Source organism: Enterovirga sp., assembly GCF_028290205.1.
Taxonomy (GTDB): Bacteria; Pseudomonadota; Alphaproteobacteria; order Rhizobiales; family Beijerinckiaceae; genus Enterovirga.
The window spans coordinates 11,507-28,456 of sequence record NZ_JAQGKF010000249.1 but is presented as its reverse complement, the minus strand read 5'-3'; the positions used below and the strand labels follow the sequence as shown (position 1 = coordinate 28,456).

At 70.4% G+C, this 16,950-nt stretch carries 12 protein-coding genes and 1 tRNA gene; 5 read left to right on the top strand and 8 right to left on the bottom strand.

The window, feature by feature from the left end; genetic code table 11:
* Window positions 1–271, top strand: a 271-nt coding sequence (locus tag JWR86_RS17330) for a tRNA-guanine transglycosylase (protein WP_299567752.1), incomplete at its 5' end; no start/stop codon positions are given.
* On the opposite strand, the gene JWR86_RS17325 is transcribed toward JWR86_RS17330, so the two are convergent.
* A complete protein-coding gene (locus tag JWR86_RS17325) occupies window positions 241–1,311 on the bottom strand; it encodes a hypothetical protein (RefSeq protein WP_299567750.1) in 1,071 nt (356 codons plus the stop codon). The two genes, JWR86_RS17330 and JWR86_RS17325, sit on opposite strands and share 31 nt — an antisense overlap.
* A gap of 106 nt (window positions 1,312–1,417) precedes the next feature.
* On the opposite strand from JWR86_RS17325, the gene JWR86_RS17320 reads away from it, so the two are divergent.
* Together JWR86_RS17320 and thrS are read left to right on the top strand one after the other, a co-directional pair.
* Window positions 1,418–1,494 (top strand) — tRNA-Lys (locus JWR86_RS17320).
* A gap of 152 nt (window positions 1,495–1,646) precedes the next feature.
* Window positions 1,647–3,605, top strand: coding sequence for a threonine--tRNA ligase (gene thrS, locus JWR86_RS17315; RefSeq protein WP_299567748.1), 1,959 nt, complete (start codon window positions 1,647–1,649; stop codon window positions 3,603–3,605).
* Here the strand turns inward: thrS and JWR86_RS17310 are convergent.
* The 5 genes from JWR86_RS17310 to JWR86_RS17290 form a co-directional block, all read right to left on the bottom strand.
* Window positions 3,592–4,785: an MFS transporter gene (locus tag JWR86_RS17310; protein ID WP_299567746.1), complete on the bottom strand. Its 1,194-nt coding sequence runs from the start codon at window positions 4,783–4,785 to the stop codon at window positions 3,592–3,594. The genes thrS and JWR86_RS17310 overlap by 14 nt on opposite strands.
* The gene (locus JWR86_RS17305; protein WP_299567745.1) at window positions 4,782–5,348 is read right to left on the bottom strand and encodes a GNAT family N-acetyltransferase; all 567 of its coding nucleotides are present in this window, start codon (window positions 5,346–5,348) and stop codon (window positions 4,782–4,784) included. The genes JWR86_RS17310 and JWR86_RS17305 overlap by 4 nt, the downstream gene beginning before the upstream one ends.
* Window positions 5,349–5,486: 138 nt before the next feature.
* Window positions 5,487–6,665 carry a TRAP transporter substrate-binding protein gene (locus JWR86_RS17300; protein ID WP_299567743.1) on the bottom strand — a complete coding sequence of 393 codons (1,179 nt, stop codon included), beginning with the start codon at window positions 6,663–6,665 and terminating at the stop codon, window positions 5,487–5,489.
* A gap of 120 nt (window positions 6,666–6,785) precedes the next feature.
* Complete coding sequence (gene mdoH, locus JWR86_RS17295) at window positions 6,786–8,963, bottom strand: glucans biosynthesis glucosyltransferase MdoH (protein ID WP_299567741.1); 2,178 nt, start codon at window positions 8,961–8,963, stop codon at window positions 6,786–6,788.
* Window positions 8,939–10,432, bottom strand: coding sequence for a glucan biosynthesis protein (locus JWR86_RS17290; protein WP_299567739.1), 1,494 nt, complete (start codon window positions 10,430–10,432; stop codon window positions 8,939–8,941). The genes mdoH and JWR86_RS17290 overlap by 25 nt, the downstream gene beginning before the upstream one ends.
* A gap of 156 nt (window positions 10,433–10,588) precedes the next feature.
* Here JWR86_RS17290 and glmU point away from each other — a divergent pair, with 156 nt between their 5' ends.
* Window positions 10,589–11,944, top strand: coding sequence for a bifunctional UDP-N-acetylglucosamine diphosphorylase/glucosamine-1-phosphate N-acetyltransferase GlmU (gene glmU / locus JWR86_RS17285; RefSeq protein WP_299567737.1), 1,356 nt, complete (start codon window positions 10,589–10,591; stop codon window positions 11,942–11,944).
* 103 nt (window positions 11,945–12,047) lie between these two features.
* Complete coding sequence (gene glmS, locus JWR86_RS17280; protein WP_299567735.1) at window positions 12,048–13,871, top strand: glutamine--fructose-6-phosphate transaminase (isomerizing); 1,824 nt, start codon at window positions 12,048–12,050, stop codon at window positions 13,869–13,871.
* Window positions 13,872–13,917: 46 nt separating this feature from the next.
* Here glmS and panB read toward each other — a convergent pair whose 3' ends face one another.
* Complete coding sequence (gene panB, locus JWR86_RS17275; RefSeq protein ID WP_299567733.1) at window positions 13,918–14,700, bottom strand: 3-methyl-2-oxobutanoate hydroxymethyltransferase; 783 nt, start codon at window positions 14,698–14,700, stop codon at window positions 13,918–13,920.
* A 74-nt stretch (window positions 14,701–14,774) separates the two neighbouring features.
* The gene (gene recG / locus JWR86_RS17270) at window positions 14,775–16,934 is read right to left on the bottom strand and encodes an ATP-dependent DNA helicase RecG (protein WP_299567731.1); all 2,160 of its coding nucleotides are present in this window, start codon (window positions 16,932–16,934) and stop codon (window positions 14,775–14,777) included.
* Window positions 16,935–16,950: the final 16 nt, after the last annotated feature.

The following is a 16,950-nucleotide window of genomic DNA, read 5'->3' as shown; positions in this document are numbered from 1 at the left end:
GGAGGACCCGCGGCCGCTCGATCCGGCCTCGGCGTGCTCCGCCTCCTCGGCCTATTCGCGCGCCTACCTGCACCACCTCGTGCGCTCGGGAGAGATCCTCGGCATGATGCTGCTGACCTGGAATAACGTCAGCTATTACCAGGACCTGATGGCACGTCTTCGCGCCGCGATCGAAGCCGGGACGCTCGACGAGGAGGCCGCTTCGATCCGGGCCGGCTGGGCCGAGGGCGAGGGCGAGGCTCAGCCCCGGGGCGGCAGCAGCACGCCGTAGGGCGCCCCGGCGGGGGGCGCGTCCCCGCGCAATGCCGCGCCCAGCGCCTCCGTGATCGCAGCCGCGACCGGCAGCCGGAAATGCAGCGGGTCCCAGAAATTGGTGTCGTCGGCCGTGAGCGCCGTGCGGCGCCGGTAATCGAGCAGCACGGCATTGCCGCCGGCGAGCGCTGCGCCGATCCGCGCCTTGCAGCGCTCGTCCGCCTCCGCCTCGGGGCTCCCGGGCTCCGGCTGGGCGAGGGCGTGGAGCGGCGGCAGCAGAACGGCGAGCCGGGTCGTGGCCGGGAGGCGGGCGGTGAACTCGGCGAGCCACGCCACGGCCGGAAGCGGGGCCTCGGGCGGCGGCGCGCGCCCTCGGCCGCCCTCCAGGCCGGCCACGGCCTGCCGGATGTTGGCCCGGGCCTTGTCGGCGTCATAGAGCGCCTCGGGCGGGGTGAAGACGTCAAAGCCGTCCGGCCGGATGCGGGGCCGCGCCAGCCCCAACCGGTTCAGCGCCACGCGGCCGGCGATCTCAAGCGATTTCAGGTTCAGGAGCTCGGGGAGGTCGTTCAGCCGGCCCTCGTCATAGAGCCAGGCCGGAAAGGCCCGAAAGGTGGTCAGGTTGGCGGGCGCATCGGCCGCGGGCTCGCACCAGGACCGGTCGAGCCCGAGCACCAGCGTCCTGGCGTCGGGCGCGTGGCGCAGGAACAGGGCCGCGAGCTGCAGCTGCTCCCATGGGGTTGCGGCGTTGACCGCGAGATTCGCAAAGCGTCCGCCGATGGCCACGGCCAGCCGCTCGGGATCCAGCAGCCGCGCTGTGGAGGTGCCGAACACGGCCGAATCGTAGCCGCCACCGCGGGCGACCTGCGGGTACATGTAGCGCTGATTGCTATCCATCAGCGGGCCGGGCGGATGGCCGGGCCGGACGCGGGTCCCGTAGGGATCGAGCGCCAGCACGGCTCCGTACAGGATCGCGGTCAGGAGGGCGGCCGCCGCGCAGAACGCGGCCGCGAAGCTCCGCCATTCGGCCGCCGGCCGCGAGGCCGTTTCGGAAGCCATCATCGTGACGCCCTGATGAGCGCGCCCCTGTCGCCGCGCAAGATGCCACAACGATCCACACGGCGCCGTTTGACCGGCCGCCGCCTTCCACCTATCTCCCATCGCACGGGGGCGCGTAGCTCAGCTGGTTAGAGCAACTGACTTTTAATCAGTAGGTCCTGGGTTCGAGTCCCAGCGCGCTCACCATGGATCAGGGTTGGCCGGTCCCGGGATCCGGTCATCCCTGGATCCCCGGATCCGGGTATCCCGTGATCCCGGCCCTCCCGCGGCCTTGTCCTCCCGTCCCGTTTAGGCGAGGGAGGCCGATCCCGACTTGTCCGGCACCAGCAGTTCCCGCCATGATCCACGTCACCTTTCCCGATGGGGCCCGCCGCGAGTTTCCGGACGGGGCGACCGGCGCCGACATTGCGGGCGCGATCTCCAAGTCGCTGGCCAAGCGGGCCATGGCGGCGAAGGTGGACGGCCGCCTCGCCGACCTGTCCGCGCCCGTGCCCGATGGCGCGAAGGTCGAGATCGTTACCCGCGAGGCGCCGGAGGCTCTGGAGCTGATCCGCCACGACGCGGCTCACGTCATGGCGGAGGCCGTGCAGGAGCTTTATCCCGGCACGCAGGTCACGATCGGGCCGGTGATCGAGAACGGATTCTATTACGATTTCGCCCGGGACGAGCCGTTCCGGCCGGAGGACCTCGAGGCCATCGAGGCCCGCATGCGGGAGATCGTGGCCCGCAACCAGCCCATCACCTGCGAGACCTGGTCGCGCGAGCAGGCCAAGGCCTGGTTCGCGGCCAAGGGCGAGCGCTACAAGCTCGAGCTGATTGACGCCATTCCGGAAAACCAGGACCTGCGGATCTACCGGCAGGGCGAATGGCTCGACCTGTGCCGTGGCCCGCACGGCGCCTCGACGGGCAGCATTGGCACTGCCTTCAAGTTGCAGAAGCTGGCCGGCGCCTATTGGCGCGGCGATTCCAACAACCCGATGCTCCAGCGGATCTACGGCACCGCCTGGGCAAGCGAGGCCGAGCTCAAGGCTTACCTGTTCCGCCTCGAGGAAGCCGAGCGGCGCGACCACCGCCGCCTTGGCCGCGAGATGGACCTGTTCCACTTCCAGGAGGAGGGGCCGGGGGTCGTCTTCTGGCACCCGAAGGGCTGGACCATGTTCCAGGTCCTGATCGCCTATATGCGGCGCCGGCTCGGCCGGCTCGGGTACCAGGAGGTGAACGCGCCGCAGCTCCTGGACGCCTCGCTGTGGCAGACCTCGGGCCATTGGGAATGGTACCGGGAGAGCATGTTCATGGCCCAGTCCGCCGGCGACGAGACGGAGGACAAACGGGTCTTCGCCCTCAAGCCGATGAACTGCCCCGGCCATATCCAGATCTTCAAGCAGGGGGTTAAGTCCTACCGCGATCTCCCGACGCGGTATGCTGAATTCGGCGCCGTCCACCGCTACGAACCTTCCGGGGCGCTGCATGGGCTGATGCGGGTCCGGGGGTTCACCCAGGACGATGCGCACGTCTTCTGCACGGACGCGCAGATGGCCGAGGAGTGCCTCAGGATCAACGACCTGATCCTGTCCACCTATGCCGATTTCGGCTTCGGCGAGATTGTTGTGAAGCTGTCGACGCGGCCGGAGAAGCGGGTCGGGTCCGACGCGCTGTGGGACCGCGCCGAGGCCGTCATGACCGAGGTTCTGGCCACCATCGCGAAAAATTCGGGCGGGCGGGTCAAGACGGCCGTGAACCCGGGCGAGGGCGCCTTCTACGGCCCCAAATTCGAATACGTGCTGCGGGACGCCATCGGCCGCGACTGGCAATGCGGCACCACGCAGGTGGATTTCAACCTGCCGGAGCGGTTCGGCGCCACCTTCGTCGACGCCGACGGCGTGAAGAAGGAACCGGTGATGATCCACCGGGCCATCTGCGGCTCGATGGAGCGGTTCCTCGGCATCCTGATCGAGCATTATTCCGGCCACTTCCCGCTCTGGCTGGCCCCGGTACAGGCCGTGGTGGCGACCATCACGTCAGACGCGGATGGCTATGCGGACGAGGTGCTCGCGGCGTTGCAGAGGGCGGGCCTCCGGGCCCAGGCCGACCTGCGCAACGAGAAGATCAACTACAAGGTGCGCGAGCACTCGGTAGCCAAGGTGCCAGTGCTGCTGGTGGTGGGCCGGCGGGAGGCGGAGGAACGCCGCGTCTCGATCCGCCGGCTCGGCTCCAAGGACCAGACCGGGATGACGCTGGACGAGGCCGTCGAGCAGCTGCGCCTGGAGGCGATCCCGCCCGACCTCAGGGAGGCGTAGGCTCCGGCGCCCCTCTGAACCGGCGCCAGAGCGCCAGCGCGCAGACGAGCGCGAGGGCGCCGATACCGAGCGACAGCCAGAGCGCGGCCTCCGGCCCGTAATGCTCGATGACGGCCGCGAAGGTGATCGGCGCCGCGGCAGAGACGAAGAAGCTCGGCGCGGCGAGGCGGCCCACGAGGCTGCCATAGACGCGGGGGTCGAACAGCACGAGCGGCTGCGTGCCTTTGACGATGGTGCCGAGGCCGTTGCCGGCGCCATAGAGGAGCGAGAAGGCGAGGGCGGCCCCGACTGAGCCGCCCGCGCCGAACGCGGCCGCGAAGCTGAGCGGCAGCAGGGCGGTGGCGATCACGCCCAGCGCCAGGGGGTCCAAGCGCCGGCCGAACAGGATCTCCGCCAGCCGCGCGGCCGACTGCCCGACGCCCCGCAGCGCCGAGACCCACACGGCGGCCCCGGTCGCGAGACCGAGCCCGGTCATCAGCGCGATCTGGTGCACGGACATGGCGGAGGCCAGGAAGGTGGTCAGCATCAGGCCGGCGGCGAACAGCCATGCGGCCGCCCGATGCTCGCCGGGAGAGGCGGCGCGCGGCGCGACCTCCCCGGTCTGCGCAGCGCGCCCGACCTCCTGGGCCGAGGCTGCGGGGATCAGGAGGTGGAGCGGCACCGTGGCGAGGGCCAGCCCGGCATAGACCAGGAGCGCGCCGCGCCAGCCGAAGGCATCCACCAGTGCCTGACCGATCGGCCACAGCGCCGTGGAGGCGAGCCCGCCCAAAAGCGTGATCTGCGAGATCGGCCGCCGTGCGGCCCGTCCGGCGATGCGGGCCAGAGTTGCGAAGGCTGCGTCGTAGAGCGCCATCCGCATCGCGAGGCCCAGCACCAGCCAGGCCGCGTAGTAGGTGGCGAGGTTGCGCGACAGCGCCAGCGCGAGGCAGCCGAGCGCGATCAGGCACGAGCCCGCCACCATGACGGGCCGGCCGCCGCGCCGGTCGATGACCCGGCCCACCAGCGGCGACACGAGCCCCATCACGACGATGGCTGCCGATTGCCCTCCGAAGACCAGCGGCAGGGGCCAGTCCATCTCGCGGGCGATCGGCTCGCCGAACACGGCCAGCATGTAATAGGAGATGCCCCAGCAGATCAGCTGCGACGCGCCGAGCGCCCAGATGAGGCCGCGGGTGATCACGCCAGCCCGGCAGCCGGGTGAGGGGTCCCGCCGGGCGTTGTGTCACCCGGCCCGAGGGCCCGCTGCATCAGCACGGTATCGAGCCAGCGTCCGTGCTTCCAGCCGACGGACCGAAGCGTTCCCACAGGGGCGAAGCCGGCCGATTCGTGCAGGCGGGTGGAGGCGAGATTCGCCGAATCGCCGATGACGGCCACCATCTGCCGGAAACCGCCCGCCCCGCAGGCCTCGATGAGCGCCAAGAGCAGGGCCCGGGCGACGCCGCGCCGCTGAAGGGCCGCGTCCACATAGACGGAGTTCTCGACGGTGCCCCGGTAGGCCGGCCGGGCCCGGTACGGACCGGCATAGGCGTAGCCCGCGATGCGCCCGCCCAGGCACCCGACGAGGTAGGGAAATTGGCCGGCCAGGATCGCGTCGCGCCGCCGGCTCATCTCGGCCTCGTCGGGAGCCTCGGTCTCGAACGAGGCGACGCCCTCCGTCACGGCCCGCCCATAGATCGCGGCAATCGCCCCGATGTCGGTGGGCTCACTGGGCCGGAGGGTGAGGCCGCAAGGCGTCGGCTGCATGCTCCCGCTCTAAACGAAACGGCCGGGCGTGAAAGGCCCGGCCGTCGGAAACGCGTGATCCGGCCAGGCGGCCGGCGAGCGGAAGGGGCCGGGCGGGTCGCCCCTGCCCGGCCTGCCCGGTGGCAAAAGCCCGGCGGGTTAGTTGCCGCCCCGCGCCCGGGTCCGGATCATGAAGTTGTCGTAGGTGTATTCGGCCACCTGGAACCAGAGGTACTCCTCGCCCCTGAACGCGCGCATCGAGTCCCAGATCTTCTTGAAATCCGGGTTCTTGGACGAGATGTCATCGTACATCTCGTTCGACACCTTGAGCGAGGCTTCCATGATCTCCTGGCTGAACGGCCGAAGCTGCGCGCCCGCTCCGACCAGCCGCCGCAAGGCCCCCGGGTTCCTGGCGTCGTATTTGGCCGTCATGTCGAGATTGGCATAGGCGGCCGCGGCCTCGACGATGGCCCGATAGCTCTTGGGGAGAGAGGCCCACCTCTCCTTGTTGAACCAGAAGTGGATGGTGGCACCGCCCTCCCACCAGCCCGGATAGTAGTAGAACGGGGCGACTTTGCTGAAGCCGAGCTTCTCGTCGTCGTAGGGGCCGACCCATTCGGTCGCATCGATCGTGCCGCGTTCGAGCGCCGCGTAGATGTCGCCTCCCGGGATCTGCTGGGGCACGACGCCCATGCGCTGCATCACCGTGCCGGCGAGGCCGGCGATCCGCATCTTGAGGCCTTTCAGGTCCTCGACGGTCTTGATCTCCTTGCGGAACCAGCCGCCCATCTGCGTGCCGGTGTTGCCACCGGGGAGGGCGTAGAGACCCGCCTTGCCGAAGAACTCGTTCGCGAGCTCGTTGCCGCCGTTCTGGTAGAACCAGGAATTCTGCTGCCGGGTGTTCAGACCGAAGGGGGCCGCCGTCAGGATGCCGTAGGTCGGATCCTTGCCGACATAGTAGTAGGAGGCCGTGTGGGCCATCTCGACGGTGTTGTTGGCGACCGCGTCGATGGCCTGGGCCGTGCCGACGATCTCGCCCGCCGCGAAGGGCTGGATGGTGAAACGGCCGTCCGTCGCCTCGGACACGTAGCGAGCCAGGAGGTCCGACGCGCCGTGGATCGTGTCCAGCGACTTCGGAAAGCCCGAGGTCAGGCGCCAGCGGATTTCCGGCATGGAAGCCACGATCGCCGGGGACGACACGGCCGGAGAGGCGCCGCCCTGAGAGGAGGCGGCCGGGGACGAGGGAGCCGCGTCAGGGGTGGCCGGGGTGGTCTGAGCCTGGGCCGCGCCTGCGGCCACCGTGGCGGCACCTGCCGCCAAGAAGTCTCGACGCTTCATGTTACCTCCGAGGGGAACGTGGATGCTCCGCCTGCGGCGGCCCGAAGGCGCGCCTAGCAGGCGTCGCGATGGCTACGGATTGCCCCTGTCTAGCACGCCGACGCCTCGGAGCCAGTGCGGCTAAGGCTCCAGGCGCTTCACGAGGCTGAGCAAGGCCCGGTCGTTGAGCACCACCATGCGCTCGCGGGGGCTCAGCCAGGCGGCGGCTTCGCCGATGGTGGTCGCGTCGATGATCTTGGCCTCGGCCATCACGCGTTCGATCTCGAACTCTCCGCGCTGCCGGTGCGGGCGGTGCGGCAGCATCGCCTCGTGCCGGTCGCAGAGCGCCCGGTCACGGTAGAGTGCCAACAAGGCGTCCTGATCGTCGAACCCGCATTTCGTATTCTCGATCTGCAGCGCGTTCGCCTCGGCCACGATCGGCGGCGGACGGATCTCATCCGGGGTCAGGAGGAGCCCGAAGCGCTTCAGGACGAGGCCCGTCGCGAGCGAGCCCGAGAGCCACGAGATTGGGATCGCCAGCACGAGGCCGATGATGGTCGGCGACATCCAGAGGAACAGCGAGGTGGCGATCAGGAAGGCCGACAGCCCGGCCACGATGCCGAGCAGAGTGTGCCAGCGATGTCGCCGCACGATGTCGCGCAGCGGGATGGAGCCGTCGTCGCGCCGTTGCGGGTTCCAGCCCGTGTCGCCTCCGACCAGGATCTGGAACACCGAACCCGATTGCACCAGCATCAGGATGGGGGCGATGAGCGCCGAGAGCACGAGCTCGATCAGGAAGGACACGGCCAGCCGGAGCGCCCCGCCGCAGGCCCGCCGCTTGTCGCGGTCGCCCAGCATCAGGACGAGGCCGAACACCTTCGGGGCCAGCAGGATGCCCATGGTCAGGGCGAACAGCCACAGCGCGCGCTCCGGGTCGAAGCGCGGCCAGGACGGGAACAGCCGGAAGTCGCGGCTGAAATATTCGGGCCGAATGTAGGTGGTCTGCAGCACGAGCGCGATGCCGACCACGAGCTGCAGCAGCCAAAAGGGCGAGGCCAGATAGGCCATGATGCCGGTCGCAAAGTGCTGCCGCGTCGCGAGCCTCAGGCCGCGCGCCCCGATGATGCGGGAATGCTGCAGATTGCCCTGGCACCAGCGCCGGTCCCGCACGGAGAGGTCGATCAGCGAGGGCGGGCTCTCCTCGTAGCTGCCGGCCAGCGCCGGCAGCATGTAGACCGACCAGCCGGCGCGTCGGATCAAGGCGGCCTCCACGAAATCGTGGCTCAGCACGTGGCCGCCGAAGGGCGGCCGCCCCTTCAGGTCCGGCAGCCCGCAATGGGCCGCGAAGGCCCGCGTGCGGATGATGGCGTTGTGGCCCCAGTAATTGCCGTCGCGCCCGGACCAGGCGTCGAGCCCGGTCGCGATCACCGGCCCGGCCACGCGGGCGGCGAATTGCTGCAGCCGCGCCAGCAGCGTGTTCCGGTTCACCAGGTAGGGCAGGGTCTGGATGATGCCCGCGCTCGGATCCGCCTCCATGGCGGCGGCGAGCGCCACGATGCACTCGCCCGTCATCAGGCTGTCGGCGTCCAGCACGATCATGTGCTCGTAGGCGCCACCCCAGCGGGTCACGAAATCGGCGATGTTGCCGGCCTTGCGGTGATGGTTCTTCTCCCGGTGGCGGTAGAACAGGCGCGCCTCGGGGCCGATCTTCTCGCGCAGGGCCAGAAAGGCGCGCTCCTCGGCCAGCCAGGCATCCGGGTTCGTGGAATCGGACAGGATGAAATAGTCGAAGGCCGCACCCTGGCCGGTCGCCTCCACCGAGCGGCGGATCGCCTCCACGGCCGCAAAGGTGCGCGAGGTCAGCTCGTTGTAGACCGGCATCACGACGGCGGTGCGGCGGGCGAGGGGCACGGCCGGCTGCGGCTCTGGGCGGCGCGTCACCAGCAGCTTGACGAAGCCGAGCACCGCGCTCGTGAAGGCGAGCGCGATCCAGGAGAAGTTCACCACGAACAGGGCGAGCAGGACGTACTGGAGCACCGTGGTCCGGCTGACCGAGACCACGTAGTACATCTCCCGCGCGCCATAGGCGGTCAGAAGCGCGGCGCCCCCGAACACGAAGGCGCGGGCGAGCCAGGTCGAACGCGCAGCCTGCCGGCGGGAGGCCGCGACCCGGTCGGCGGCGCTCCAATCGGCCAGCGACTGCGTCGGCATGGCCAGCCGGTTTTCCGGGGGCAGATGCGGCTCCAGGGCAGGCGGCGAAGGCGCCGCCGCGGGCTGCGGGAGCGGCGCCGCAGCTACGGCGTCCAGCGATAAAGCCATGTCTCGCTCAGCGGTTTTGCGCCCGATTGCAGCACGAGCCTCATCTCGGAGGCATTCTCGTTGCCGGGATCCAGGTCGAAGGCGACCCTAACGGTCTTGCGGTCGGGATAGGCCCAGACCCGGTGGTTCAGGATCGTGCCGGGGGAGGCGGTGAGTGTGGCCCGCAGATCGGGGATCGGAGCCGCCAGCCCGTCGCCGCCGAACTCCACGAGGAATCGCCGCCGCCGGCCCGAGCCGGCCCGGCCGGACCGCGTGCCCCAGACGGTCGCGAGTTGCGGGCGATCAGGGGGCGTCCACGACCAGAACTGCCGGTAGGACAGCGTGATCTCGGATCCGGCGGCCATGGCGGCGCGAGGCCGCCAATAGGCCAGGATGTTCTTGTTGATCTCCGAATCGGACGGGATCTCGATCATCTGCACGGAGCCCTGGCCCCAATCGCCGATGGGCTCGATCCACAGGCTCGGCCGGCGCTCGAAGCGCTGCGCGTCGTCCTGGAAGTGGGCGAAGTCGCGCTCGCGCTGGATCAGACCGAAGCCGCGCGGGTTGTCGTCCATGAAGGCCGAGGTCTGGAGCGTGTCCGGATTGTTGAGCGGCCGCCACAGCCATTCGCCCTGGCCGTTCAGCATGCTCAGCCCGGACGCGTCGTAGACGGCCGGACGAATGTCCTCGGTGCCGCGGCGGACATTCGGCCCGAACAGGAACGCGGCGCCCATGCCGCCAATGCCGACATGTTCCAGCGCGACGCGCGGAAACAGGGTCGTCTCGACATCGACGATGGTCGCCTCGCCCGGCCGGAACGTCATCCGCACGGCTCCGGCCACGGATTCGGAATCCAGCAGCGCGTTCACCACGATGGCGTTGGTTCCCGGAACGGGCCGCTCGATCCAGAACGCCCGGAAGATGGGGAACTCCTCGCCCCGCACCTCGGCCGCCTTGAGCACGAGGCCACGGGCCACGATGCCGAAATTCTGCCCCCGGGCCGCAGCCCGGAAGAAGGTCGCGCCCTGGATCAGCGCGAACTCGAACGGCTGGCCGCCCGCCACCGATTCGAGCCGCATGCCCGAGAAGCCGGGATCGGGCGCGTTCGGCGGCACGGCGAGGCCGCCGAAATCGAAGCGGCTTTTGTCGAACACGACGCGGCGGATCTGGCCGTCCTCGACGGTGAACAGGCTGACGCCGGTTGTGAACACAAAGCCGCGCGGCAGCGGCTCCACCACGAAGCCGCGGTTTTCGCCGTGCCAGATCCGCCCGGTCGGCAGGGCCCGGATGGCGACGTAGCGCTCATAGCTCAGCCCGGCGAAGGGCTCCGGCAGATCGTTCGGCGGCGGCGCGAAGGGACGCCGGGACAGGGCTCGGGCGAGCTCGGTCACGGCTCCCGCCTCGAAGCGCTGGCCTTCGCCGAGGGCGTTCTGGATGAGCGCCTGCGGCCCGCCGCTCTGGGCTGCGGCCGGCAGGGCCTGAGCCGCCATCCCCGCCCCAAGCCCGACAATGAGATTCCGCCGCGTCGGCACCGGACCGAACCCCGACCGCATCAAGGGTGGGCGCCTGGGGCGCTGGTTTGCGGACCGCGGGCGGATCGCGATAGGTGCCGGCGGAACCCGACCGTGTTCCGTCGAGACAAGACCATGAGCGACGCACCTTCAACCGAGCCCGCTGCGCGAGCCCGTTCGTGCTTAGCAATCATCCTGGCGGCTGGCGAGGGCACGCGCATGCGTTCCGCGCTGCCCAAGGTGCTACACAAAATCGCTGGACGCACCATGCTGGCCCATGTGCTGTGCACGGTCGGCGAGGCCGGCGCCGGTCGCGTGGCGGTCGTGGTCGGGCCCGACCGCCAGGACGTCGCTGCTGCCGCCACGGCGGCCTGCCCGGAGGCCGCCGTCTTCCAGCAGACCGAGCGGCTCGGCACGGCGCATGCCGTTCTGGCGGCGCGCCGCGCCATCGAGGCGGGCGCAGACGACCTCGTGGTTGCCTTTGCGGACACGCCGCTCGTCACCGCGGCCACCTTCGCGCGGCTGCGGGCGCCGCTGGCCGCGGGGGCGGCGATCTCGGTGCTGGGCTTCGCGGCGGCAGACCCCACCGGGTATGGCCGCCTCGTTCTCGACGGCGAGCGCCTTCTCGCCATCCGGGAGGAGCGCGACGCCTCGGAAGCCGAGCGGGCCATCGGCCTCTGCAATGCCGGGCTGATGGCGGTGCGGGGCGACATCGCGATCGCGCTTCTGGACGCGGTCGGCAACCAGAACAGCAAGGGCGAATATTATCTGACGGACGCGGTCGCGATCGCGGGGGGGCGAGGGGAGCGCGTCGCCGTGGTTCTGGCGCCGGAAGCGGAGGTGGCGGGTGTCAACGACCGCGTGCAGCTCGCCGCCGCGGAAGCCGCGCTGCAGGCTCGCCTGCGCCTGCAGGTCATGGCCGAAGGCGTGACCCTGATCGCCCCCGAAACAGTGTTCCTGGCCGCCGACACCCGGCTCGGCCGGGACGTGGTGGTGGAGCCGAACGTGTGCTTCGGGCCCGGCGTGCGGGTCGGGACGGGCGCCACAATCCGGAGCTTCTCGCATCTCGAGGGCGCCGAGGTGGGCGAGGGGGCAACGGTCGGGCCCTTCGCGCGGCTGCGGCCCGGTGCCGTGCTGGGCGACGGCGTCCACATCGGCAACTTCGTCGAAGTGAAAAATTCCCGCCTGGCCGCCGGCGTGAAGGCGAACCACCTCGCCTATCTGGGCGACTCGGACGTGGGCGCGGGCACGAATGTCGGAGCCGGCACCATCACCTGCAATTACGACGGAGCGAACAAGCACCGGACCACCATCGGGGCCGGCGCCTTCATCGGCACCAACACCTCGCTGGTGGCGCCGGTCACGATCGGCGACGGGGCCTATATCGGGTCGGGGTCGGTGATCACGGCGGACGTCCCCTCCCGTGCGCTGGCCATCGGCCGCGGCCGGCAGGTGGTGAAGACCGACTGGACCCCGCCCCGAAAGGGGTGAACGGCCGCGGTGTCGCCGGATCGGCGCTGATCGTCTAACCTGTCACGGTTTGTTGAGGTCGAGCGGCGATCCCGGCTCGGGGCCTGGGACGCGGAGCGAATCGATGTGCGGAATCGTCGGGATACTCGGCAAGGCGGCGGTCGCCACGCAGGTCGTGGACGCGCTGAAGCGGCTCGAATACCGCGGCTACGATTCGGCCGGGGTGGCGACGCTGGAGAATGGCCGGCTCACCCGCTGCCGGGCAGAAGGCAAGCTGCGCAACCTCGAGCTGAAGCTGTCAGAGGCGCCCCTCACCGGGGCCATCGGCATCGGTCACACCCGCTGGGCGACCCATGGCCGTCCGAACGAGGTCAACGCCCATCCGCACGCGACGGCGAAGCTCGCGGTTGTCCATAACGGCATCATCGAGAATTTCCGCGAGCTGAAGCGCGAACTGGAAGCGAAGGGCGTCGTCTTCGAAACGGAAACCGACACCGAGGTGGTCGCCCAACTCGTCACCGACGCCCTTCAGGAGGGCCGGACCCCGCTCGAGGCCGTTGGCACCACCCTGCCGCGGCTGCGCGGGGCCTTCGCGCTCGCCTTCCTGTTCGAAGGGGAGGCGGACCAGCTGATCGGCGCCCGCCACGGCGCGCCGCTCGCCATCGGCCATGGCGACGGCGAGATGTATCTGGGCTCCGACGCACTCGCGCTTGCGCCCTTCACCGACCAGGTGACCTACCTGGAGGACGGCGACTGGGCGGTGCTGACCCGGGCCGGCGTGACCATCCGCGACGCGGGCGGCCATCCCGTCGAGCGCCCCCGTCAGACCATCCCGACCGGCTCCTTCATCGCCTCCAAGGGCAACCACCGCCACTTCATGGCGAAGGAGATCTACGAGCAGCCGGAGGTGGTCGGCCGCACCATCGCCCATTACGTCGACTTCGCGGCCGGCCGGGCCTGCCCGCCGGACCTGCCCTTCTCCTTCCGGGACCTGCGGCGGCTGTCCATCTCGGCCTGCGGCACCGCCTATTATGCCGGTCTCGTGGCCAAATACTGGTTCGAGCGGCTGGCCCGGCTGCCGGTCGAGATCGATGTCGCGTCCGAGTTCCGCTACCGCGAGGCGCCGCTGGACCCGGGCGAGCTGACCATCGTGGTGTCGCAATCGGGCGAGACGGCCGACACGCTGGCCTCCCTCCGCTACGCCAAATCCCAGGGCCAGCACGTCCTGTCGATCGTCAACGTCACCACCTCGACCATCGCGCGGGAGAGCGGGGCGCTGGCCCCGACGCTGGCCGGGCCGGAGATCGGCGTCGCCTCCACCAAGGCTTTCACCTGCCAGCTCGCCGTGCTGCTCTCGCTCGCCATTGCGGCCGGGCGCCAGCGGGGCGTCCTCGACGAGGCGGAGGAGCGCCGCCTCGTGGATGCGCTGGTCGGCGTGCCGGGGCTGATGAGCGAAGCGCTACGGGGCGAGGCGGAGATCGAGCTTCTGGCGCGGGAGATCGCGAAGGCCAAGGACGTCCTGTATCTCGGACGCGGGACCTCGTTTCCGCTGGCGCTCGAGGGCGCGCTGAAGCTCAAGGAGATCTCCTACATCCACGCGGAGGGCTATGCCGCCGGGGAGCTGAAACACGGCCCGATCGCGCTGATCGACGACGCCATGCCGGTCATCGTCATCGCACCCTCCGACGCTGTGTTCGAGAAGACCGTGTCCAACATGCAGGAGGTTGCGGCACGGGGCGGCCGCATCCTTCTCGTCACGGACCGGCGCGGCGCGGCCGAGGCCGCCATGGATACCTTCGGCACCGTGGTGATGCCGGATTGCGATCCGGTCGTGTCGCCGCTGGTCTATGCGGTGGCGATCCAGCTCCTCGCCTACCACACGGCCGTGTTCATGGGGAAAGACGTGGACCAGCCCCGCAACCTGGCGAAATCCGTCACTGTGGAGTGAGGCGCGGCCGCCCCGGTAGGAGCGACCGCGGCGGCCTGCGCGCCGCTCAGTAGCAGTGCTGGGCGGCCGGGAAGGTCGCGGCCTTGACCTCCTCGACATAGGCCGCCACCGCGTCCCGGGTGAGGGTGCGGGTGTCGCAGAAGGCCTTCACGAATTTCGGCGCCCTTTCGCCGGCGCCGAGCAGGTCGGCCATGACCAGGATCTGGCCGTCGCAACCGGGCGAAGCCCCGATCCCGATGACCGGGATCGCGAGCTCCCGCGTGATGCGGTCGCCCAGATCGCGCGTCACGCCTTCCAGGACGACGGAAAAGCAGCCGGCGCCTTCCATGGCCTTCGCGGCGGCCAGGATGCGATCGGCGCCCTCGGGCGTGCGGCCCTGGACGCGGAAGCCGCCCAGCGCGTTTACCGATTGCGGCTGCAGCCCGACGTGGCCCATCACCGGGATGCCGCGCTCGGTCAGGAAGGCCACGGTGGCGCTCATCTCCTCGCCGCCTTCGAGCTTCACGGCCTTGCAGCCGGTCTCGGCCATCACGCGGGCCGCGCTGGCAAAGGCCTGGGCGGGCGATTCCTGGTAGGATCCGAAGGGCAGATCGACCACCACGAACGTGTCGGAACAGGCGCGCGACACCGCCCGGCCGTGGGCCACCATCATGTCCATCGTGACCGGCAGGGTCGAGTCGAAGCCGTACACGACCATGCCGAGCGAATCGCCGACCAGGATGACGTCCACCATGCCGTCCACCAGCCGGGCCGTCGGGTAGTCGTACAGGCTCAAAGCCGTGATCTTGTCCTTGCCCTTCTGGGCCTTGAGCGTGAGCAGCGTTCGCATCGACCAGACTTCCACGTGAGGGGCTGAACCCTTATCCGGCCCGACCTCGGTCCGAAACCGTTCATCGCGGCTGCTCAGCCGGCCCGCAACAATCTGACCCCCGCATCTCTCTCGAAAAGGTACAGCAGAAGGCGCAGCGCCTGGCCGCGTTCGCCGCGAAGTTCGGGATCGCGCTCCACGATCAGCCGAGCATCGTCCCGCGCCGGGCCGACCAGGTCGGCATCGACGTCGAGCCGGGCGATCCGGAAGGCGGCCATCCCGGATTGGCGGGTGCCCAGGATCTCGCCCTCGCCCCGCAGCCGAAGATCCTCCTCGGCGATCTCGAACCCGTCCTCCGTCCGGCGCAGGGTCTCGAGTCGAGCCTTCGCGGTCTCACCGAGCGGGCCCTTGTAGAGGAGGAGGCAGGTCGAGGCGCGCTCGCCCCGGCCGATGCGGCCCCGCAACTGGTGCAGCTGCGCGAGGCCGAACCGCTCGGCGTGCTCGATCACCATCACGGTGGCGGCCGGCACGTCCACGCCGACTTCGATCACGGTGGTGGAGACCAGGACCTTCACGGCCCCGGCCGCGAAGCGCTCCATCACGATGTCCTTGTCGCGCGGCGCCATGCGGCCGTGCACGAGGCCGACCGCCTCCTCGCCGAGAACAGCCCGCAGATCGGCGTAGCGCTCCTCGGCCGCCGCCACGTCCAGGCTCTCGGATTCGGCGACCAGCGGGCAGACCCAGTAGACGAGGTCGCCCGTCCGGATCGCCCGCGCCACGCCGGCCGCGACCTCGTCGACCCGCTCGGCCGAGACCAGGCGCGTGTCGACCGGCTTCCGGCCAGGCGGCTTCTCGTCCAGGACCGAGACCTCCATGTCGCCGAAGGCAGTGAGCGCCAGCGTGCGGGGGATGGGGGTCGCGGTCATGACCAGCATGTCGACGGCGTCGCCCTTGCTGCCGAGCGCCAGGCGCTGGTGCACGCCGAACCGGTGCTGCTCGTCGATCACGGCCAGGCCGAGGTCCCGAAACGCCACCTCCTGCTGCATCAAGGCGTGCGTGCCGACCACGATGTCGATCAGCCCCTGTTCCAGTGCAGCCCGGGTGGCGCGCCGTTCCGCCGGGCGGTCACGGCCGGTCAGCACCGCGACCCGGAGCCCGGCCGGAGCGGCAAGCGCGGCCAGCCGCTCGGCGTGCTGGCGGGCCAAGATTTCGGTCGGAGCGACCAGGGCGGCCTGGCGGCCGGTCTCGACGACGCTCGCCATGGCCAGCAGCGCGACCAGGGTCTTGCCGGAGCCGACATCGCCCTGGAGCAGGCGCAGCATGCGGGTTTCGGAGCCGAGATCGGCCCGGATCTCGGCAACGGCCCGGGTCTGGGCCCCGGTGAGCCCGAAGGGCAGGGCGGCAGTGATGCGGTCTGCGAGCCGGCCGTCGCCGGCATGGGCGCGCCCCGCCCGGCGCCGGGTGCGGGCGGCCACCAGCTGGAGGGCGAGCTGCGAGGCCAGCAGCTCGTCATAGGCGAGGCGGCGGCGGGCCGGGTCGCGCCCCTCCACGGGCGCTTCGTCGCCGTCCTGGCCGGCCGCGATCGCGGGGCCGGAGGCCGGACTCGCGGGCGCCGGATCGTGGGCCTGCCGGAGGGCTTCGGCAAAGCCCGGAAAGCGGTTCCGCTCGAGCCAGGCCCGATCCTGCCATTCCGGCAGGCTTGGGATCCGGTTCAGCGCCGCGCCCGCGTGTTTGGCGATGAGCCTGGAGGTCACGCCTTCGGTGAGCCCGTAGACCGCCTCGGCCGTTGCCGACCCCGGATCCGCGCGCTCGTCCAGGATGCGGGCCGGATGCACCATCTGGCGGTGCCCGTCGTACAGCTCGATGGTGCCGGAGACGAGCCGGCGCGCACCGATCGGCAGCATGGCCTGAACCCGGGCCGGCGGCAGGCCGAAGAAGACCAGCGTCACGTCGCCCGTGCCGTCCTCCACCAGGACACGGAACGGGGCCCTGCCGCGCCCGAATGGGGGCGGACGGTGCGCGGTGACCTCGACCGCGAGCGTCACCGGCTCGCCTGCCGGTGCCTCGGCGATGGAGCCCTTCAATTCGCGCCGCACATGGTGGCTGGGCACGTGCAGAAGCAGGTCGAGCACCCGCGCCGGCTGACCGGCTTCGCCGAGCAGTCGGTCCAAACCGGCAGCCAGCTTCGGACCGATTCCCGGCAGGGAGCCGACCGGCGCGAACAGGGGATCGAGGAGGGGAGGACGGAGCGACATGTCGGGTTCGCCCTGG